The sequence below is a fragment of the Streptomyces sp. NBC_01003 genome (assembly GCF_045162695.1).
Taxonomy (GTDB): Bacteria; Actinomycetota; Actinomycetes; order Streptomycetales; family Streptomycetaceae; genus Streptomyces.
Map to the genome: position 1 here is coordinate 3,406,133 of NZ_CP108707.1, position 21,368 is coordinate 3,427,500.

Annotated in this window: 13 protein-coding genes, 1 tRNA gene and 2 rRNA genes (1 of these 16 cut by a window edge); 4 read left to right on the top strand and 12 right to left on the bottom strand. The window is 69.0% G+C overall.

Going from position 1 to position 21,368, the window contains the following annotated elements:
- Positions 1-19 precede the first annotated feature (19 nt).
- From OG698_RS15580 to OG698_RS15590, 3 genes are all read left to right on the top strand, one after another.
- The gene (locus tag OG698_RS15580; protein ID WP_406103573.1) at positions 20-853 is read left to right on the top strand and encodes an Fpg/Nei family DNA glycosylase; all 834 of its coding nucleotides are present in this window, start codon (positions 20-22) and stop codon (positions 851-853) included.
- An 80-nt stretch (positions 854-933) separates the two neighbouring features.
- The gene (locus OG698_RS15585; RefSeq protein ID WP_406103574.1) at positions 934-1,710 is read left to right on the top strand and encodes an SDR family NAD(P)-dependent oxidoreductase; all 777 of its coding nucleotides are present in this window, start codon (positions 934-936) and stop codon (positions 1,708-1,710) included.
- Entirely contained in the window at positions 1,707-2,195 is a 489-nt protein-coding gene (locus OG698_RS15590) for a hypothetical protein (protein WP_406103575.1), read from the top strand. The genes OG698_RS15585 and OG698_RS15590 overlap by 4 nt, the downstream gene beginning before the upstream one ends.
- Positions 2,196-2,380: 185 nt before the next feature.
- On the opposite strand, the gene OG698_RS15595 is transcribed toward OG698_RS15590, so the two are convergent.
- From OG698_RS15595 to OG698_RS15630, 8 genes are all read right to left on the bottom strand, one after another.
- The gene (locus OG698_RS15595; protein ID WP_100591071.1) at positions 2,381-2,755 is read right to left on the bottom strand and encodes a helix-turn-helix domain-containing protein; all 375 of its coding nucleotides are present in this window, start codon (positions 2,753-2,755) and stop codon (positions 2,381-2,383) included.
- Between the two features lie 109 nt (positions 2,756-2,864).
- Entirely contained in the window at positions 2,865-3,518 is a 654-nt protein-coding gene (locus OG698_RS15600) for a CinA family protein (protein ID WP_406103576.1), read from the bottom strand.
- Positions 3,515-4,195, bottom strand: a complete 681-nt coding sequence (gene pgsA, locus OG698_RS15605) for a CDP-diacylglycerol--glycerol-3-phosphate 3-phosphatidyltransferase (protein WP_100591070.1) — start codon at positions 4,193-4,195, stop codon at positions 3,515-3,517. Before pgsA ends, OG698_RS15600 begins: the two co-directional genes overlap by 4 nt.
- Positions 4,192-5,652, bottom strand: coding sequence for a 30S ribosomal protein S12 methylthiotransferase RimO (gene rimO / locus OG698_RS15610; protein WP_406103577.1), 1,461 nt, complete (start codon positions 5,650-5,652; stop codon positions 4,192-4,194). Before rimO ends, pgsA begins: the two co-directional genes overlap by 4 nt.
- Positions 5,653-5,730: 78 nt before the next feature.
- Entirely contained in the window at positions 5,731-6,612 is an 882-nt protein-coding gene (locus OG698_RS15615; protein WP_399981893.1) for a helix-turn-helix domain-containing protein, read from the bottom strand.
- A 280-nt stretch (positions 6,613-6,892) separates the two neighbouring features.
- Positions 6,893-9,661 (bottom strand): DNA translocase FtsK, encoded by a 2,769-nt coding sequence (locus OG698_RS15620; RefSeq protein ID WP_406103578.1) that lies wholly within the window; start codon positions 9,659-9,661, stop codon positions 6,893-6,895.
- Between the two features lie 115 nt (positions 9,662-9,776).
- Positions 9,777-10,460 carry a two-component system response regulator gene (locus OG698_RS15625; protein WP_406103579.1) on the bottom strand — a complete coding sequence of 228 codons (684 nt, stop codon included), beginning with the start codon at positions 10,458-10,460 and terminating at the stop codon, positions 9,777-9,779.
- A 274-nt stretch (positions 10,461-10,734) separates the two neighbouring features.
- On the bottom strand, positions 10,735-16,248 hold the full coding sequence (locus OG698_RS15630) for a HAMP domain-containing protein (protein ID WP_406103580.1): 5,514 nt from the start codon (positions 16,246-16,248) through the stop codon (positions 10,735-10,737).
- A gap of 270 nt (positions 16,249-16,518) precedes the next feature.
- Here OG698_RS15630 and OG698_RS15635 point away from each other — a divergent pair, with 270 nt between their 5' ends.
- A complete protein-coding gene (locus OG698_RS15635) occupies positions 16,519-19,197 on the top strand; it encodes a SpoIIE family protein phosphatase (RefSeq protein ID WP_406103581.1) in 2,679 nt (892 codons plus the stop codon).
- 52 nt (positions 19,198-19,249) lie between these two features.
- Here OG698_RS15635 and OG698_RS15640 read toward each other — a convergent pair.
- The 4 genes from OG698_RS15640 to OG698_RS15655 all read right to left on the bottom strand — a co-directional run.
- A tRNA-Thr gene (locus OG698_RS15640) sits at positions 19,250-19,322 on the bottom strand.
- Positions 19,323-19,407: 85 nt separating this feature from the next.
- Entirely contained in the window at positions 19,408-20,070 is a 663-nt protein-coding gene (locus OG698_RS15645; protein ID WP_406111088.1) for a DegT/DnrJ/EryC1/StrS family aminotransferase, read from the bottom strand.
- A gap of 114 nt (positions 20,071-20,184) precedes the next feature.
- Positions 20,185-20,301 (bottom strand): 5S ribosomal RNA (rrf, locus tag OG698_RS15650).
- Between the two features lie 89 nt (positions 20,302-20,390).
- Positions 20,391-21,368, bottom strand: a 23S ribosomal RNA gene (locus OG698_RS15655); it runs 2,143 nt beyond the window's last position.

Sequence of the window (21,368 nt, forward strand, 5' to 3'; positions counted from 1 at the left end):
CCCGTGCCACCCTTGACCCATGCCCGAAGGAGACACCGTCCTGCAGACCGCGCGGCGTCTGCACACCGCCCTCGCGGGCCAGGTGCTCATCCGCTCCGACCTGCGCGTCCCCCGCTTCGCCACGGCCGACCTGACCGGCCGCACGGTCCTCGACGTCACCCCGCGCGGCAAGCACCTCCTCACCCGCATCGAGGGCGGCCTCACCCTGCATTCACACCTCCGGATGGACGGCTCCTGGAAGGTGTACGCACCGGGAGAGCGCTGGACCGGTGGCCCCGGCCACCAGATCCGCGCGATCCTCGGCAACGCTACCCGCACCGCCGTCGGCTACCGCCTCCCCGTCCTCGAACTCATGTGCACGGCCGACGAGATCAAGGTGGTCGGCCACCTCGGCCCCGACCTGCTCGGCCCGGACTGGGACGCCGAAACGGCCCTGCGCAACCTCCTCAGTGACCCGGCCCGCCCCCTCGGCGAGGCACTCCTCGACCAGCGCAATCTCGCGGGCATCGGCAACGTCTACAAGTCCGAGCTGTGCTTCCTCCTCCAGGTCACCCCATGGCTGCCCGTCGGCAACCTCCCCGACGACACCGCCGCTCGACTCCCCGAGCTCGCCAAGAAGCTCCTCGAAGCCAATCGCGACCGCCCCGCACGCGTCACCACCGGCAGCGGCCGCCCCGGCCAGCGGCTCTACGTCTACGGCCGGGCGCCTCGCCCCTGCCTGCGCTGCCGCACCCCGATCCGCGTGGCCGACCAGGGCGACGGCTCCCGCGACCGCCCCACCTACTGGTGCCCCTCCTGCCAACACGGCCCGGCCCCACGCCCGTATGCCAAGCAGCCCACGCACGCCAGATAGCGCGGCCACCTCCAGAACCACACCGGATAGCCCGTACAAGCTAATTGACGATCCGTCAGAAATGCTCGTACGGTCCCCTCATGCCCGTCACCGCGTACGACCTCACCGGACGCACTGCATTCGTCACCGGCGCCGCGAGCGGCATCGGACGCGCTTCCGCCCTGCTCCTGGCTGACGCCGGAGCCACCGTGCACTGCGCCGACCGCGACGCGCAGGGCCTGCACGAGACGGAGACGCTGATCAAGGCCAGGGGCGGCACGGCCCGCACCCACGCCCTCGACGTCGCGGACCGCACCCAGCTCGCCGAGGCGGTGGCCGCGGCCGTCGACGCGACGGGCCGTCTCGACGTCATGGCCGCGATCGCCGGGATCATGCACAGCAGCCCCGTCCTGGAGACCCGCGACGAGGACCTCGACCGGGTCCTCGGCATCAATTTCAAGGGGGTGCTGTACGCCTGCCAGGAGGCCGCCCGCGCCATGATCGCGACGGGCACTCGCGGCAGCATCGTCACCATGGCGTCGGGCGCCGTGGACACCGGCGGCCCCGGACTGCTCTGCTACGGCGCCTCGAAGGCCGCGGTCGTCCAGCTGACGAAGACCCTGGCGACCGAGGTCGGCCCGCAGGGCATCCGCGTCAACTCGGTCGCGCCCGGCTGGATCCGTACGCCCATGACCGGCCGCCACGACGCGTCGGAGCAGTCGCACACCGAGGCTCTGATGGTCCGGATGTCCCCGCTGGGCCGCGTAGGAGAGGCGGACGACATCGCCCACGCCGTCCTGCACCTGGCGTCGGACGCGTCATCGTTCACGACGGGCCAGATCCTCCGCCCGAACGGCGGCGTCGCCATGCCCTGGTGAGCAGGCCGGCCCCGGCGGACCGCCTCGCCCTCATAGCCGCCCCATCGGCCCCCGTCGCCCCCACAGCCGCCCCAGAAGACCGCTTCGCCCCCACAGAAGTCCCGCCCCGCCTCACGGCCCCCACCGCCCTCGCGGCCCGGGCCTTGGGCACACAGTGCACCGGCAGCAGGCTCAGCCCCCACCCACCGGCCGTCACGGCTCCCTCGAACGCTCCCGCGTCCGACGAGAAGGCCAGCCGCAGCAGGCCCCACCACCACAGCGCCCCGAAGGCCGCGGCCGGTATCCAGCGCGCGTTCCGCCACACCCCGGCCGGTATTCCGCGCACGGTCCGCCACGCCACGCCGCCACCTCCTGCCCGATGCCGGATCGGATCGAACCCGAACGCCGGCGCCACCCGGCGGCAGGGCGCTACGGAGGCGTTCCCGCACACCGAAGGCGCTCCCGCGCACGTCGAAATCCCCTTCACCATGGCACGGATGCCCTGATGCGGGCATGTTGAGCCCGCCCCGGCACCCCTGGCCCACCCCTCCAAGCACCCCGGCCCGCCCCTCCTGACACCCCGCTCCCGCCACCCAGCACCCTCGACATGCAAAAGCCCCGGCCGATCTCCCGGCCGGGGCTTTCACACACTTATGAGTGACACCTGCACGAGGCGTCACGCCGCGCGAACTCACGCAGCGACGACGTCCACCGCTTCCGCAGGCGCCTTGATGGTCACCCGTTCCGGTGGGACACCGGCCACGGAGACAGAATTGAGCCGCGGGCGCACCGGTGCGGGCACCGGATCAGTAGCCGCTGCCGACTCGGCCAGCTCGGCGAGAGCGAGCTCGTCGCTCACCTCGCGCATGAGCTCGGACATCCGTACGTCAAGCGCGTCGCAAATAGCGGACAGCAGCTCGGAGGATGCCTCCTTCTGCCCCCGCTCCACCTCGGAGAGATAGCCGAGCGAGACTCGGGCGGACGAGGAGACTTCGCGCAGAGTACGGCCCTGGCGCTGGCGCTGCCGACGCAGCACGTCACCCAGCAGGCGACGGAGCAGAATCATCGGTGGCTCCCTCCTCGGACCGCGTAGCCGCATCCTTCACGCCCCACCGTACCGCCTTGCGCCGCGGCCGTGCGGGGAGCGATGTCGTGTTCACTCAGGGCTGTTAACATCAAAACCCCCCGTTCTGTTCCGTATCCTGTGCCCGCTCATTCTCTGCGCGTTCGCTCAAGAGCCGCTCAAGCAGCAGCTCAAGCACACTCCGTACACTCTTCATACGGATTTCCGAACGGTCGCCGTTCAACCGCAACGCGGCCACTTTCCGGCTACGAGCGAAACTGCCGGCCTGAGCCCCGGACCCCTCAACCCCGGCGCCGGCTCCCGCGTCAGCCCCTGCGGAGCCCGCCTCGAAGAGCGTGGAATCCCCCGGCCCGGCGACGGCCACGAACACCGTCCCCACCGGCTGCCCGTCCTGCTCGTCGGGCCCGGCCACGCCTGTGGTCGCGATTCCCCAGTCCGCGCCGAGGACCCTGCGCACCCCGGTCGCCATCTGCAGGGCGACCTCGGGATCCACCGCCCCTCGCTCGGCCAGGAGAGTGCCGTCGACGCCGAGGACGTCCCGTTTCAGCTCGGTCGCATACGAGGTCACGGACCCGCGGAAGACGCGCGAGGCGCCCGGTACCGAGGTGATGTCGGCCGCCACGAGGCCGCCGGTGAGCGACTCGGCGACCGCGAGGGTCTCGCCGCGCTCGGTGAGCAGCCGGAGCACCACGGCGGCGGTGGCGAGGCCGTCCGCCCCGCCACCGCCGACCGCTCCGGACGTCACTGCTCCGCCGCCGCCTCACGTTCGTCGCGGGCGGCACGCTCGGCCGCCATGCCCTGCCGCCGCAGCACCACGGCCTGCTTCACGTAGTCGAGGCCGGTGAGCACGGTCAGCGCGACCGCCACCGCCATCACCCAGAACCGGAAGGTGGCCAGTGGCCCGGTCAGCGCCAGGACGTACATCCCGACCGCCGTGCCCTGCGCGAGGGTCTTCATCTTGCCGCCGCGGCTGGCCGGGATCACCCCGTACCGGATGACCCAGAAACGCAGCAGGGTGATCCCGAGCTCACGCCCGAGGATCACTCCCGTCACCCACCAGGGAAGGTCGCCGAGGCTGGAGAGACAGATGAGGGCCGCCCCCATGATCGCCTTGTCGGCGATGGGGTCGGCGATCTTCCCGAAGTCCGTGACCAGGTTGTACGTGCGCGCCAGATGCCCGTCGAAGACATCCGTGATCATGGCGACGGCGAAGGCCGCCCAGGCCCAGGCGCGCCAGACGGGGTCGTAGCCGCCGTCGGTGAGCAGGAGCACGACGAAGCCCGGCACGAGGAGGAGCCGGACCATGGTCAGGATGTTCGCGATGTTCCACAGGCTGGCCTGGTTGACGGCCGCGGCGCCCAGCTTCCCGCCGGGCGCCGGCCTACCGGAACCGCCCGTAGCGGACGCCGGGACTCCGGTCATCTGCCCGCCTCCTCAGAACACCCGAGCGGCTCGGCGACCAGGTCCACGCCCTGGGTGCCGATCACCTTTGCCTCGACGATACGACCCACGCTCAGGCCCTCGCTGCTCGTGAGCAGCACCTGTCCGTCCGTCTCGGGCGCCTGGTGCTCTCCGCGCCCGACAGCGCCGTCCTCGTCGTCGATGGACTCGACGAGCACGTGGACCGCCTCGCCGACGCGCTCGTCCGCGCGCTGCGAGACCAGCTCCTCGGCGAGCCGCGACACGCGCGCGAGGCGCTCGGCGACGACGTCCTCGTCGAGCTTGTGCTCGTACGTCGCAGCTTCGGTGCCCTCCTCGTCGGAGTAGCCGAAGACGCCGATCGCGTCGAGGCGAGCGCCGGTGAGGAAGCGCTCCAGCTCGGCCAGGTCGGCCTCGCTCTCGCCGGGGAAGCCCACGATGAAGTTCGACCGGACACCGGCCTGCGGCGCCTTGTCGCGGATCGTGGAGAGCAGGTCGAGGAACCGGTCGGTGTCCCCGAAGCGCCGCATGGAGCGCAGCACGGCGGGCGCCGAGTGCTGGAACGAGAGATCGAAGTACGGGACGACCTTGTCGGTGCCCGTGAGGACGTCGATGAGGCCGGGGCGCATCTCGGCGGGCTGGAGGTAGCTGACGCGCACCCGCTCGATCCCTTCGACGGCGGCCAGCTCGGGCAGCAGCGTCTCCAGGAGTCGGATGTCGCCGAGGTCCTTGCCGTACGAGGTGTTGTTCTCGGAGACGAGCATGACCTCCTTGACGCCCTGTTCGGCGAGCCAGCGCGTCTCACCGAGGACGTCGCTGGGCCGGCGCGAGATGAAGGAGCCGCGGAAGGACGGGATGGCGCAGAACGAGCAGCGGCGGTCGCAGCCGGACGCCAGCTTCACCGACGCGACGGGGTTCGTCCCGAGGCGGCGGCGCAGCGGGGCACGGGGGCCGGACGCGGGCGCGAGGCCGTCGGGCAGATCCACGGGGGCGTGTCCGGGAAGCGCCACCTCGGCGCCCGCGTCCTGCCGCTCGGCAGGGCTGATCGGCAGCAGCTTGCGCCGGTCGCGCGGGGTGTGGGAGGCGTGGATGCCGCCGTTGAGGATGGTCTGGAGCCGGTCGGAGATGTCGGCGTAGTCGTCGAAGCCGAGCACGCCGTCGGCCTCGGGGAGGGCTTCCGCCAGGTCCTTGCCGTAGCGCTCGGCCATGCAGCCGACGGCCACGACGGCCTGGGTTCTGCCATGGCCCTTGAGGTCATTGGCTTCGAGAAGGGCGTCGACGGAGTCCTTCTTGGCGGCTTCGACGAAGCCACAGGTGTTGACGACAGCGACGTCTGCGGCCTCGGCGTCCTCGACGAGCTCCCAGCCGTCCGCCTCCAAGCGGCCTGCGAGCTCCTCCGAGTCCACCTCGTTACGGGCGCAGCCAAGAGTGACAAGGGCGACGGTACGGCGTTCGGGCATGGGCTCAAGACTACTTCGTCCCACCGACAGCCCCGCCCGCGAGGGTTACCCGGAGATCATCACCGGGCAACCTCCCGCTCATCCGACCTCGGGATCACCCTTGGTGTAGGTAAGGCGCTCGACCTGTCCGGGCTCGAACTCGTTGTCCACCTGCTTGCCGTTCACGTACAGCTGGATGGCGCCCGCGTCGCCGAGGACGAGGTCGACCTTCTGGTTGTCCTGGAAGGTCTTCGACTCACCCTGTTCGAGCAGGCCGTCGAACATGATCCGTCCGTTGTGGTCCTTCGCGGAGATCCAGCTGCGGCCGTCCGCCGCGTTGATCTTGACAGTGACCTTGTCGCGGGGCGCGGCCGCGATCGCGCTGTCGGACGGGTCGGGCTTGGGGTCGGTGGTCTTGGTGGGCTTGGGGGTCTGCGTGGGCTTCGGCTTGCCGGTGGCCGGTGTCGCACCCTCGGCGGCCTGCTGCTTGGCACCGTCGTCGTCGCTGCCGCCGAACGCGGTGAACCCGACGAAGCCGATCACCGCGACGATCGCAGCGACCATGGCCGCCGTCCAGTTCGGCCGGCGCGGCTCGGACCTGATCCGCTCGGCCTCGAACAGCGGAGCCGCCGGAGTCGGCGCGGGCCGCCCGCCGTGCTCGTCGGCGAACTGGGCGAGAAGCGGCTCGGGATCGACGCCCACGGCGCGCGCGATGGTCCGGATGTGACCGCGGGCGTACACGTCGCCGCCGCACCGCGAGAAGTCGTCCTCCTCGATCGCGTGCACGATCGGGACGCGCACCCGGGTGGACGTACTGACTTCGTCGACGGTCATCCCGGCGTCGACGCGCCCCTGACGGAGGACGTGTCCGATCGAGGGACGGTCGTCCGCGGGCATGGGCGCCTGCTCGACGGCCGGTGGGGGCGTCGCGTGAAGGTCATCCGAAGGACGGTCGTCTTCAGGGGAGTTGCCGATGGACACGGGGGCGCCTTTCGAGCGTGTAACCACCTGCTGGAGGTTCAGTCTAGGGGGGGTACGAAAGGGTGGGGCAACCGGGCGGTCAGACTTTGTACGCCATCGGAATGGCCGGACACAACGGCCGGTCACCCCGATGCTGGGACACGTACCTGACCCCTCCCTCAACTTGACGTACGAGGAGGGGAAACGGTTGCCTCACGCTCCCTTACGAGTGAGCGTCGATCGCGAGTGTGAGCCGTCCGTTCTTCCTGCGGGGGCGCGCGCTGTCCCTTCGACGCGCGCCTCAGGGTTGAGCCTCCCCGCGGATCACGGCGAGCACTCCATCCAGTTCGTCAGGCTTCACAAGAACGTCACGTGCCTTCGAACCCTCGCTCGGGCCGACGATGTTCCGCGACTCCATGAGGTCCATGAGCCGCCCGGCCTTCGCGAAGCCGACGCGCAGCTTGCGCTGGAGCATCGACGTGGACCCGAACTGCGTGGAAACGACCAGCTCAGCGGCCTGGCACAGCAGGTCGAGGTCGTCGCCGATGTCCTCGTCGATCTCCTTCTTCTGCTTGGTCCCGACGGTGACGTCCTCCCGGAAGACGGGCGCCATCTGGTCCTTGCAGTGCTGGACGACGGCGTGGATCTCGTCCTCTGTGACGAACGCGCCCTGCATACGGGTGGGCTTGTTCGCGCCCATCGGGAGGAAGAGCCCGTCGCCCTTGCCGATCAGCTTCTCGGCGCCGGGCTGGTCGAGGATGACGCGGCTGTCGGCGAGCGAGGAGGTGGCGAAGGCGAGCCGGGAGGGGACGTTGGCCTTGATGAGGCCGGTGACGACGTCGACCGACGGGCGCTGGGTGGCGAGCACCAGGTGGATGCCGGCCGCGCGCGCGAGCTGCGTGATGCGCACGATCGAGTCCTCGACGTCCCGCGGCGCGACCATCATCAGGTCCGCGAGCTCGTCGACGATGACCAGCAGATACGGGTACGTCTTCAGCTCGCGCTCGCTGCCCTCCGGCGTCTTGAGCTTGCCGTCGCGGATCGCCTGGTTGAAGTCGTCGATGTGCCGGTATCCGAACGCCGCGAGGTCGTCGTAGCGCAGGTCCATCTCGCGCACGACCCACTGCAGCGCCTCGGCGGCCCGCTTGGGGTTGGTGATGATCGGCGTGATCAGGTGCGGGATGCCCTCGTACGCGGTGAGCTCGACGCGCTTGGGGTCGACAAGGACCATGCGCACGTCCTCGGGGGTCGCCCGGCACATGATCGAGGTGATCAGGCAGTTGATGCAGGAGGACTTTCCGGAGCCGGTGGCGCCGGCGACGAGGATGTGCGGCATCTTCGCCATGTTGGCCATGACGTAGCCGCCCTCGACGTCCTTGCCGAGCGCGACGAGCATCGGGTGGTCGTCCTCGGCCGCGTCGGCGAGGCGCAGCACGTCGCCCACGTTGACCATCTCGCGGTCGGTGTTCGGGATCTCGATGCCGACGGCTGACTTGCCGGGGATGGGCGAGATGATCCGGACGTCCGGGGACGCGACGGCGTAGGCGATGTTCTTCGCCAGCGCCGTGATCTTCTCGACCTTCACGGCGGGGCCGAGCTCGATCTCGTAGCGAGTGACCGTCGGGCCGCGCGTGAAGCCGGTGACGGCGGCGTCGACCTTGAACTCGGAGAAGACGTTGGACAGCGAGTCGACGACGGCGTCGTTGGCCGCGCTGCGCGACTTGCCGGGGCCGCCGCGCTCCAGGAGGTCGAGCGAGGGCAGCGAGTAGGTGATGTCGCCGGACAGCTGGAGCTGCTCGGCTCGCGGCGGGAGGTCGCGCGGGGCGTCGGGGGCCGACTTCGTCAGGTCGGGCACGCCGGCCTTGGCCGCCGCGGCCGCGGGTTCCGGAGCCGCCTCCTTGGTCTCCTTCACCGGAGTCTTCGCCCGCGCGGTCGGTACGGGCGCCGTGCGCTCCGGAGCACTTTCCCGCTCCGTACCGACCCCCTGCGTCAGATCGGCGACGAGCGGCGACGGCGGCATGCCGTGCAGCACGGCCCCGTCGAGCGCGGCAGCGGCCGCCGCGGCCACGTCGACCGCGTCCATGGGCCGGGTCACGACGGGCTGCACAGGCGTGCGCCGGGGCCTGCGCCGCTTGGAGAGCGCCTCCTGCTCCGCCTGGTCGGGGTCGTACGCCTCCGGGGCCGCCGGGCGCCGCCTGGAGCGCGCGGGCAGGGACTCGCGCCACTGGTCGTCGTAGCGCTCGTCGTCCGTCGCACCGTCGGCGCCGAGAAGGTCGTCCTCGGGGTCCGGATGGACGACGCCGAGCTTCACGCCGAGCAGCCGCAGCCGCTGCGGGATCGCGTTCACGGGCGTCGCGGTGACCACGAGCAGTCCGAAGACGGTGAGCAGGACGAGGAGCGGTACCGCGAGCACCTCTCCCATGGTGAAGCTCAGCGGGGTGGAGGCGCCCCAGCCGATGAGCCCTCCGGCGTCCCTTATGGCCTGCATGCCGTCGGTGCGGGCGGGTGAGCCGCAGGCGATGTGGACCTGGCCGAGCACGCCGATGACGAGCGCGGACAGGCCGATCACGATGCGTCCGTTGGCCTCGGGCTTCTCGGGGTGCCGGATGAGGCGTACGGCGATGCCGCCGAGCAGCAGGGGTACGAGCAGGTCGAGGCGGCCGAACGCGCCCGTGACGAGCATTTCGACGAGGTCACCGACGGGTCCGCGCAGATTGGACCAGGTGCCCGCCGCGACGATCAGCGCCAGGCCGAGGAGCAGGAGTGCGAGGCCGTCCTTGCGGTGGGCCGGGTCGAGCCCCTTGGCGCCACGTCCTATGCCGCGGAACATCGCGCCCACGCTGTGCGCGACGCCGAGCCAGAGCGCGCGTGCGAGCCGGTACACGCCCCCGGTGGGGCTGGGCGCCGGCTTGGGCGCGGGCTTCTTCGCCGCGGCTTTCCTCGGGGGCGCCTTCTTGGCCGCGGGCTTCTTCGCGGCCGCCTTCTTGGCAGGGGCCTTCTTCGCCGGAGCCTTGGTCGGCGCGGCCGCCTTCTTCGCGGGCGACTTCTTGGCTGCGGGACGTGAGGCCATGGGTGTGAGGTTACCGGTGGAGACCACCGCGGACACGTGTGCCCACTGCTTCACCCGTCCGTGTCGCGGATCGGTGTGCCCGAAGGTGACGCTTCCTCAAAAGGTGGGCTGCTGCTCAGTTCTGCGAGGGAAGTGACGGTGCGCCGCTTCCCGTGCCGGGCTCCAGGGCGTCAAGAGCGCGGCGCAGTCCGGTGAGTTTGCGCTCGAGATGAGCTGCCGTGGCGACCGCCGCGGCGTCCGCCGACTCGTCGTCGAGCTGCTTCGAGAGCGCCTCGGCCTGCTCCTCAACGGCCGCGAGCCGCGCGGAGAGTTCGGCCAGCAGCCCGGCCGGCTCCTTGGGGTCGCCGACGTCGGACTTCCCGCTGCCCTCGAGCTGGAGCCGCAGCAGTGCTGCCTGCTCCCGCAGTTGGCAGTTCTTCATGTACAGCTCGACGAAGACCGAGACCTTCGCGCGCAGGACCCACGGGTCGAACGGCTTCGAGATGTAGTCCACCGCACCGGCCGCGTACCCACGGAACGTGTGGTGCGGGCCGTGGTTGATGGCCGTGAGGAAGATGATCGGGATGTCGCGTGTCCGCTCACGGCGCTTGATGTGCGCCGCAGTTTCGAAACCATCCATTCCCGGCATCTGAACATCCAGCAGAATGACCGCGAAATCGTCCGTGAGTAGCGCTTTGAGTGCTTCCTCCCCGGACGATGCCCGAACCAGTGTCTGATCGAGCGCGGAGAGGATGGCCTCCAGCGCCAGCAGATTCTCCGGCCGGTCATCGACCAGGAGGATCTTGGCCTTCTGCACCATGGCCCGCCCTCCTCGCCCCGGCGTGGGGCCGCCCCTGTCCGCAGGACTTGGGACGGCTCCGGAAGCCGCCCCAGAGGGCGACTCCCTTGCGTCGCCCGTCCTTGTGCCGGTCATGGTAGCCGCACCCCGCCTGTCGCCACACCCTGTCACCGCGATGTCACTGTGCACGTAGCACAAACGCAGTGGGAGACCAGAAGGTTCCCCGAATACCGCACTTCTACACGGCTTCGGCCACACTCAGTCAACAACTGCTCAGTAACGCACACCTACCCGGTCACTCCCCGCGCATCCACTGCTCCATCACCGTAAGCAGATGATCCGGATCGACCGGCTTCGTGACGTAGTCGGAGGCCCCGGACTCGATGGCCTTCTCCCTGTCGCCCTTCATCGCCTTCGCCGTGAGCGCGATGATCGGCAGCCCGGCGAACTGCGGCATCCTGCGGATCGCCGTCGTCGTCGCGTAGCCGTCCATCTCCGGCATCATGATGTCCATGAGGACGACCGTCACGTCGTCGTGCTGTTCGAGGACCTCGATCCCCTCCCGGCCGTTCTCGGCGTACAGCACGGACAGACCGTGCTGCTCCAGGACGCTGGTGAGCGCGAAGACGTTACGGATGTCGTCGTCGACGATGAGCACTTTCTCGCCACCGAAGAGGAACGTGCGGCGCTCCTGCGGCGCCCCTTCCTGTCCGGTCCCCGCCCACTGCTCCTGGGCACGGTCCTGCGCGGGCGCCGTCGGCGCCTGCTGCCCGGGCTGTCCCGGCAGCGCCGGTCGCTGTTCGGGCGCGGCCACCTGCCTGCGGCGCCGCCTGAAGAGCGCGGCGGGACCGTGCTGGGTGTCCTGGTACGACCTGACCTCCGGCGGCATCGACGCCTCGGGCGGCATGGCACCCTCCATCGGCACGGCGTGCATCCCCGGCTCGATGGACGGAGCGAGCTGCGGGTAGCCCTGCGGCGGCAGTTCGCTCGCGTGCAGCGGCATGTACAGCGTGAACGTGGAGCCACGGCCCGGCTCGCTCTGCGCGTGGATCTCACCACCGAGGAGCCGCGCGATCTCACGGCTGATGGACAGGCCGAGGCCCGTACCGCCGTACTTGCGGCTCGTCGTCCCGTCGGCCTGCTTGAACGCCTCGAAGATCACCCGCATCTTGCTGGCCGCGATGCCGATGCCGGTGTCGGTCACGGAGAAGGCGATCAGGTCGCCGTCCGCCTCCCGCAGGGAGCCCGCCTCGAGGAGCTGCTCACGGATGGCGTTGGGCACGTCCGCGCCCGCCGGCCTGATGACCAGTTCGACGGCTCCGGAGTCGGTGAACTTGACCGCGTTGGACAGCAGGTTGCGCAGCACCTGGAGCAGGCGCTGTTCGTCCGTGTGGAGCGTCGCGGGCAGTTCGGGAGAGACCCGTACCGAGAAGTCGAGGCCCTTCTCCGCGGTCAGCGGGCGGAAAGTGGCCTCTACGTAGTCGACGAGTTGCACCAGAGCGATGCGGGTCGGCGACACGTCCATCTTGCCCGCCTCGACCTTCGACAGGTCGAGGATGTCGTTGATCAGCTGGAGCAGGTCGGAACCGGCGCCATGGATCGTCTCGGCGAACTCGACCTGCTTCGGGGTCAGGTTCGAGTCCGCGTTGTCGGCGAGCAACTTGGCCAGAATCAGCAGGGAGTTGAGCGGCGTACGCAGCTCGTGCGACATGTTCGCCAGGAACTCGGACTTGTACCGCATGGAGACCGCGAGCTGCTCGGCGCGCTCCTCCAGGACCTGCCTGGCCTCTTCGATCTCGGTGTTCTTGACCTCGATGTCGCGGTTCTGCTGGGCGAGCAGCTCGGCCTTCTCCTCCAGCTCCGCGTTGGACTCCTGGAGCGCCTTCTGCCGGTTCTCCAACTCGGCGGAACGCTCACGCAGTTGCTCGGTGAGCTCCTGCGACTGCTTGAGCAGCACCTCCGTCTTCGTGTTGACGGAAATGGTGTTCACGCTCGTCGCGATCATCTCGGCGATCTGGTTCAGGAAGTCCTTCTGGATCTGCGTGAACGGCTGGAACGTCGCCAGCTCGATCACACCGAGGACCGTCCCCTCGAAGAGCACCGGCAGCACGATGACATGTGCGGGCGGCGCCTCCCCGAGCCCGGAAGCGATCTTCAGATAGCCCTGCGGCACGTTCTCCACGAGGATCGCGCGCCTCTCCTGGGCCGCGGTCCCGATCAGCGTCTCACCGGGCCGGAAGGACGTCGGCATGGACCCCATCGAGTAGCCGTAACTCCCGAGCATGCGCAGCTCGTACGCGTCCTCGGGCGCGCCACCGGCCTCGGCCTCGTCCGTCGGCAGCGCCAGGAAGAACGCGCCGTGCTGGGCGGAGACGACCGGCGTCAGCTCGCTCATGATCAGCGAGGCCACGTCCTCGAGGTCGCGGCGGCCCTGCATGAGGCCGGAGATGCGCGCCAGGTTGCCCTTCAGCCAGTCCTGCTCCTCGTTGGCGATCGTGGTGTCGCGCAGGTTGGAGATCATCTTGTTGATGTTGTCCTGAAGGACCTGGATCTCGCCCGCCGCGTCGACGTCGATCTTGAGGTTCAGGTCACCGCGGGTCACCGCCGTGGCGACGGCCGCGATGGCGCGCACCTGACGGGTCAGGTTCCCGGCCATCTCGTTCACGGACTCGGTCAGGTCGCGCCAGGTGCCGTCGACGTCGCGCACGCGCGCCTGGCCGCCCAGCTGGCCCTCCGTACCCACCTCACGGGCGACCCTGGTCACCTGCTCGGCGAACGAGGACAGCTGGTCGACCATCGTGTTGATGGTCGTCTTGAGTTCGAGGATCTCGCCGCGGGCGTCGATGTCGATCTTCTTGGTCAGGTCGCCCTTGGCGATGGCGGTCGTGACCATCGCGATGTTGCGGACCTGTCCGGTCAGGTTCGACGCCATGCCGTTCACGGACTCGGTGAGGTCCTTCCACGTACCGGAGACTCCCGGTACGCGGGCCTGCCCGCCGAGGATGCCGTCGGTGCCCACCTCGCGGGCCACCCGGGTCACCTGGTCGGCGAACGAACTCAGCGTCGTCACCATGGTGTTGACCGTGTCGGCGAGCTGCGCGACCTCACCGCGCGCCTCGACCGTGACCTTCTTGGTGAGGTCTCCGTTGGCGACGGCCGTCGCGACCTGCGAGATGTTACGCACCTGGCTGGTCAGGTTGTTGGCCATCAGGTTGACGTTGTCGCTGAGGTCCTTCCAGATGCCCGTGACGCCCCGCACGCGCGCCTGGCCGCCCAGCTGGCCCTCCGTACCCACCTCGCGGGCCACGCGGGTCACCTGTTCGGCGAACGACGACAGCTGGTCCACCATCGTGTTGACGGTCGTGACGAGTTCGAGGATCTCGCCCTTCGCGTCGACGGTGATCTTCTTGGACAGGTCGCCCCGCGCGACGGCCGTGGTGACCTCGGCGATGTTGCGCACCTGAAGGGTCAGGTTGTTGGCCATGCCGTTCACGGACTGCGTGAGGTCCTTCCAGGTGCCGGAGACACCCTGGACCTCGGCCTGCCCGCCGAGGATGCCCTCCGTACCCACCTCGCGGGAGACCCGCGTGACCTGCTCGGCGAAGTTCGAGAGCTGGTCCACCATCGTGTTGAGGGTGTTCTTCAGCTCCAGGATCTCGCCGCGCGCGTCCACGTCGATCTTCTGCGACAGGTCACCCCGCGCCACCGCCGTGGCGACCTGTGCGATGTTGCGCACCTGGGCGGTGAGGTTGCCGGCCATGCCGTTCACGGAGTCGGTCAGGTCGCGCCACACACCGGCGACGCCGGGCACCTGCGCCTGACCGCCGAGCCGGCCCTCCGTACCCACCTCGCGGGCCACCCGGGTCACCTGGTCGGCGAACGCGGAGAGCTGGTCGACCATCGTGTTGATGGTGTTCTTCAGCTCCAGGATCTCGCCGCGCGCGTCCACGTCGATCTTCTGCGACAGGTCACCCCGCGCCACCGCCGTGGTCACCTGCGCGATCTGGCGCACCTGCGAAGTCAGGTTCCCCGCCATGAAGTTGACGGAGTCGGTGAGTTCCTTCCAGGTGCCGGACACGCCGTCCACGCGCGCCTGACCGCCGAGCCGGCCCTCGGTGCCCACGTCGCGCGCCATGCGCGTCACCTGGTCGGCGAACGAGGACAGCTGGTCCACCATCGTGTTCACGGTGTTCTTCAGCTGGAGCATCTCGCCGGACACGTCGACGGTGACCTTCTGCGACAGGTCGCCGTTGGCCACCGCCGTCGTCACCTGCGCGATGTTGCGGACCTGGCCCGTCAGGTTGCGGAAGGCGGTGTTGACGGAGTCCGTCAGGTCCTTCCACGTACCGGCCGCGCCCTGGACGTGCGCCTGGCCGCCCAGCTCACCCTCGACACCGATCTCCCGCGCCACGCGCGTGACTTCCGAGCCGAACGCGGAGAGCTGATCGACCATCGTGTTGACGGTGTTCTTCAGTTCGAGCATCTCGCCGGCGACATCGACGGTCACCTTCTGCGAGAGATCACCGTTCGCCACCGCCGTCGTGACGGTCGCGATGTCGCGCACCTGAGTGGTCAGATTCCGGAAGACCGTGTTCACCGAATCGGTGAGGTCCTTCCACGTACCCGCCGCACCCGGCACATTCGCCTGGCCGCCGAGCTGCCCTTCCGCACCGACCTCGTTGGCCACGCGCGTGACCTCGTCGGCGAAGGTGCGCAGCGTCTCGGTCATCTGGTTGATGGTCTCGGCGAGTTGGGCGACCTCGCCGCGTGCCGACACCGTCACCTTCTGCGACAGATCACCGTTGGCGACCGCCGTCGTGACCTGCGCGATCCCGCGCACCTGGGCCGTCAGGTTGCCGGCCATAAGATTTACGGAATCGGTGAGGTCCTTCCACACACCCGCCACACCCGGCACCTGCGCCTGGCCGCCGAGCTCGCCCTCCGTGCCCACCTCGCGGGCCACCCGGGTCACTTCGGAGGAGAACGACGACAGCTGGTCCACCATCGTGTTGACGGTGTTCTTCAGCTCGAGCATCTCGCCCGCGACGTGAACCGTGACCTTCCGGGACAGATCGCCCTTCGCCACGGCTGTCGTCACGAGAGCAATGTCACGCACCTGGGCCGTCAGCCGGTACGCCATGGTGTTGACCGAATCCGTGAGGTCCTTCCACGAACCAGACATACCACGCACCCGGGCCTGACCGCCCAGCTTGCCCTCCGTGCCCACCTCGCTGGCCACCCGCGTGACCTCGTCGGTGAACGTCGACAGCTGGTCCACCAGGTTGTTGACGGTGCGCCCGACCTTCAGGAACTCGCCCCGCAGCGGATGGCCGTTGCCGTCCGGCACCTGCGAGCGCAGCTCCATACGCGGCGACAGATCGCCCTCCGCGACCGCCGTGAGCACCCGTCCGACCTCGGAGACCGGGCGTACGAGGTCGTCGACCAGGGCGTTCGAGGCGTTGATCGCCGCGGCCCACGAGCCCTCACAGGCGCCCGTCTCGAGCCGTTCGGTGAGCTTTCCCTCGCGCCCGACCATCCGCCGCACCCGCGACAGCTCGCCGGTGAGGTGCAGATTCCGGTCCGCGACCTCGTTGAAGACCGCCGCGATCTCGGTCATGAGGCCGTCGCCCGACACCGTGAGCCGCTTGCGGAAGTTGCCGTCCCGCATCGCCACAAGCCCGGCGAGCAGTCTGTTCAGGGCAGCGGTGTCCACCGCTGTGGTCCCATTGCGCGGTTTACGCTGTTTCGCCAGGGACTGTCCGCCCTTTGCGCGCGTATTCGTGCCTCGCGACGCTGCGCCAGACTCCACTGTGTCCCTCCCGCAAGGGTCGGCCGTACTGCTCGGATTGCTCGGGTTCTCTTCGGAAGCCTGCCCAGTGTTTCACCATGGCAGAACCAGGCCATAACAGTTCGGCAGCTTCGCACACCGTCCGCACACCCTCCGGACGGAAACACTGGCGACCGGCATCCGCATGGACGGCGAAGGTAAGTAACCTTGCATGCGGCTGTCCACCCACCCCGGTCCGCCCGGCCAGGGCGGTGGCACGAGGACAACGGGCATCGGAGGGGCGGCCGCGCCATGAGTTCGGGAGACCTGGGCGTCGAGACTCGTACGACTGATACAGGGAGTTCTGTGATCACCGCGCGCGCGGCTGCCACCTTCGACCCCGTCGGGCGGTCCGTCGCGACCGCCCGCGCCTTTGTGCGCGACACCCTCCAGGGGTGGGGCTTCCCCGACATCATCGACGACGCGGTCGTCCTGACCAGCGAGCTCGTGACGAACGCCGTGGTGCACGCCGGCACCTCCGCGGAGGTCCTGTGCCTGCGCACCGACGACGGCGTACGCATCGAGGTCGCCGACCGCTATCCGGAGCGCGAGATCCCGCTCCAGCAGTCCGCGATCAACATGGGCAGCCCCGACCGCGAGGGCGGCCGCGGCCTCCAGCTCTGCGCGGCCCTCGCCACCCGCTGGGGCGTCGACTACACGCCGACGCACAAACTCGTCTGGTTCCAACTCGCCCTTCCCCAGCGTTCGGTGGGCACCCGCACCGCGGGCCCCGCGCTCCCGACCGACCTCCTCCCGCTGGCTGACGGCAGAGTCCGGGTCGCCGTCGTCCAGATCGACCGCACGGGAGCCGTCGCCGCCTGGAGCGAGGACGCGGAGCACCTGTTCGGATATGTCGCCGAACAGGTCCTCGGCAAACCCCTCACCGACTTCGCGGCCTGGCCGCACACCCCCGGCACGAGCACGGGAATCGCCGACGCGCTGCAGTTCTCGCGCTGGGAGGGCAGTTACGGCATCCGCGGCGCCAACGGCCGCGTGACGCCCGTCTACGCGTCCCACCTCCGCGTCCGCGACGCCGACGGCGATCCCTCCACGGTCTGCCTCCTCGTACGCGACCACGAGCGCGCCGTCCTCCAGACCCCGCTGCGCGGCCAGACCACCTCGGAGAGCGGCACGCTGTCCGAGGGCAACGCGTCCGACCCGTTCCAGGTCTTCATCGGCTCACCCGCCCCCGACGACCTCGACGGCCTGCTCCAGCGCACGGTCGAACGCGCCCGCGACATGCTCGACGGCGACGCCGCCTTCCTGCTGCTCGCGACGGACGACGAGACCGAACTGGAGGTCCGCGCCTCCACAGGCCTTCCCTCGGCCCGCCAGCGCTTCGCCCGCGTCCCCGTGGAGGTGGGGCCCGGCCGCTACGGCTCGGCCCGCATGCCGGCCGTCCACGAGGACCTCACGGTCGTCCCCGGCGCCGTCCCGCTCCTCAACGGCACGGGCATGCGCTCGGTCGTCACGGTCCCGCTCAAGGTCGAGGGCCGCCTCACCGGCTCCCTCGGCGTCGCAGCCGAGGCACCCGACCGGTACTCGAACGAGGAGGCTCTGCGCCTCCAGTTCGCTGCCGACCGCATCGCACTGGCCGTCGAGTCGGCCCGCCTCGGCGAGCTCGAAAAGCTCCGTCGCGGCTCCCTCAGCTTCCTCGTCGAGGCCTCCGACCTCCTCGCCGGCACCCTCGACCGCGACCAGACGCTGGCCCTGATGGCCCAGATGACGGTCCCGACGCTCGCCACCTGGTGCGCCGTCTACACGATCGCCGACCAGTCCTCGGAGCCGTACCTCTCGTACGTCCTGCACGAGGACGAGGAGCGCATCGACGGCCTCAAGGCACTCCTCTCCAAGATCGCCCCGCCCGACCCGGTCCCCACCCCCGGAGCCCGCGTCTGGGCGGCGCCCGGCGAGGCGGCCCACCAGGCGGCTCTACGGACGTCGATGCGCAGCCTCGGCCTCGCCGCACCCGCCAGCGTCAGCTCGGGCATCGGCACAACCCTCGCGACGGCCTCCGCGGTCGGCGGCGAGACGGTCGTCCTCCCCCTGGTCGCCCGCAACCGCGTCATCGGCATGCTCACGCTCGGCACGCCGTCCGACGAACACTTCCGCCAGGAAATCCTGGAACTGGCCGAGGACTTGAGCCGCCGTGCCGCGCTCGCCCTGGACAACGCGCGCCTCTACTCGGAGCGCATGGCCATCAGCCAGTCCCTCCAGCGAAGCCTGCTCCCACCGGAGCTCCCGAACATCCCGGGCGTCGAGGTGGAGGTCATCTACCGCGCGGCCGGCGAGGGCAACGAGGTGGGCGGCGACTTCTACGACCTGTTCCCGATCCGCGACGGCGCCTACGGCTTCGCCATCGGCGACGTCTGCGGTACGGGCCCCGAGGCCGCGGCAGTGACCGGCCTGGCCCGTCACGCCCTGCGCCTCCTGGCCCGCGAGGGCTTCGGCGGCCCCGCGGTCCTGGAGCGCCTGAACGCCGCGATCCTCGACGAGGGCGCCCGCAGCCGCTTCCTCACGCTCCTCTACGGCGAGTTGTGGCCGCAGGAGGACGGCTCGGCGGTCCTGAAGATGGTTTGCGCCGGCCACCCGCTCCCCCTGCGCCTGCGCCAGGACGGCACGGTCGAGCCGTACGCGGAGCCGCAGCCGCTCCTCGGCGTCATGGAGGACCTGGAGCTCTACGAGCAGACGATGACGCTCGACCCGGGCGACGTCCTCCTCTGCGTCACGGACGGCATCACCGAGCGCCGCGAAGGCACCCGCATGCTCGGCGACGACGGCCTGGCTGACGTCCTGACGACCTGTACGGGCCTGACGGCCGGCGCGGTGGCTGCTCGCATCATGCGCGCGGTCGAGCGTTTCGCGTCTGACGCCCCTTCGGACGACATGGCCATCCTGACGATGCGCGTCCCGGAACTCCAGAAGGACTGAGAGCCCCAACGCAAAAGGCCCCCGCCCGAAAGGGCGGAGGCCTTTATGTCTGAGCCCCCAAGCGGAATCGAACCGCTGACCTTCTCCTTACCATGGAGACGCTCTACCGACTGAGCTATAGGGGCCTGTTGCTTTCCCGGGGTTTCCCCCGCAGCAACGAAATAAAGCATACCCGAACTTCAGCTCGGTTCGAACCGCCCCGCCTGCGCGTCAGAAAGCAGGCTGCAGCAGCCCGCCGAGCGCATTGCACGCGGAGACGACCTTCTGGAGCTCGCGCCGCGACAGCGTGGCACTGACGGGCAGCGCCAGAGTCTCGTCGGCGGCCCGCTCGGTCTCCGGCAGCGCGACGTCACGCCGGAACCGCGGCAGCCGGTGCACGGGCGTCTTCACCGGCACGCGACACTCAATTCCCCTGGCCCGCACGGCATGCGCGAACGCGTCACGGTCGGGCCGCCCGTTGCCGGGCACCCGGACGACGTACTGCTGGTAGGTGTGCCGCTCGCTCCCGGCGGGTGTCTGCACGCCGCTGAGCCGCGCGTTCAGATAGCCGGCGTGCGCCCGCCGCTTGGCGAGCCCGTCGTGCGGCTGCTCCGACTCGCCCTGCTCCAGGACGAGCAGCCCGCGCCGCCCACCGATCTCCCGAAGCCGCGCCACATCGGCCGGCTGCCCGAAGCGGTGTACGGCGATGATCGCCGCGGTGTGTGCGCTGACACCGGCCTCGACCGAGGCGGGGGCGAGGCAGTATGTGTCCGGGTCTATGTCCGCGAACACCGGCCTGGCTCCGGCCAGTTCGACGGCCTCCGCGACCTCGACGTTTCCGTAGGCGGGCACGATGACCTCGTCACCGGTTCCGATACCGGCGGCCCTCAGCATTGCAACTGTCCCCATGGCACGGGATGTTGGCCGCGCAACGTGAACGACAAGTGACGCAAAACAAAAAAGAGCCGGTCCCTGAACCGAAGTTCAGGGACCAGCTCTTCAAAAATAGTTCGGCGGCGTCCTACTCTCCCACAGGGTCCCCCCTGCAGTACCATCGGCGCTGTGAGGCTTAGCTTCCGGGTTCGGAATGTAACCGGGCGTTTCCCTCACGCTATGACCACCGAAACACTATGAAACTGTCAACCGCACCACGCTCTGTGACAAACGTGGGGTTGTTCGTGGTTTCAGAACCAACACAGTGGACGCGAGCAACTGAGGACAAGCCCTCGGCCTATTAGTACCAGTCACCTCCACCCGTTACCGGGCTTCCAGATCTGGCCTATCAACCCAGTCGTCTACTGGGAGCCTTAACCCCTCAAGGGGTGGGAATACTCATCTCGAAGCAGGCTTCCCGCTTAGATGCTTTCAGCGGTTATCCTTTCCGAACGTAGCCAACCAGCCATGCCCTTGGCAGGACAACTGGCACACCAGAGGTTCGTCCGTCCCGGTCCTCTCGTACTAGGGACAGCCCTTCTCAATATTCCTACGCGCACAGCGGATAGGGACCGAACTGTCTCACGACGTTCTAAACCCAGCTCGCGTACCGCTTTAATGGGCGAACAGCCCAACCCTTGGGACCGACTCCAGCCCCAGGATGCGACGAGCCGACATCGAGGTGCCAAACCATCCCGTCGATATGGACTCTTGGGGAAGATCAGCCTGTTATCCCCGGGGTACCTTTTATCCGTTGAGCGACGGCGCTTCCACAAGCCACCGCCGGATCACTAGTCCCGACTTTCGTCCCTGCTCGACCCGTCGGTCTCACAGTCAAGCTCCCTTGTGCACTTACACTCAACACCTGATTACCAACCAGGCTGAGGGAACCTTTGGGCGCCTCCGTTACTCTTTAGGAGGCAACCGCCCCAGTTAAACTACCCATCAGACACTGTCCCTGATCCGGATCACGGACCCAGGTTAGACATCCAGCACGACCAGAGTGGTATTTCAACGACGACTCCCCCTGAACTGGCGTCCAGAGTTCAAAGTCTCCCACCTATCCTACACAAGCCGAACCGAACACCAATATCAAACTGTAGTAAAGGTCCCGGGGTCTTTCCGTCCTGCTGCGCGAAACGAGCATCTTTACTCGTAGTGCAATTTCACCGGGCCTATGGTTGAGACAGTCGAGAAGTCGTTACGCCATTCGTGCAGGTCGGAACTTACCCGACAAGGAATTTCGCTACCTTAGGATG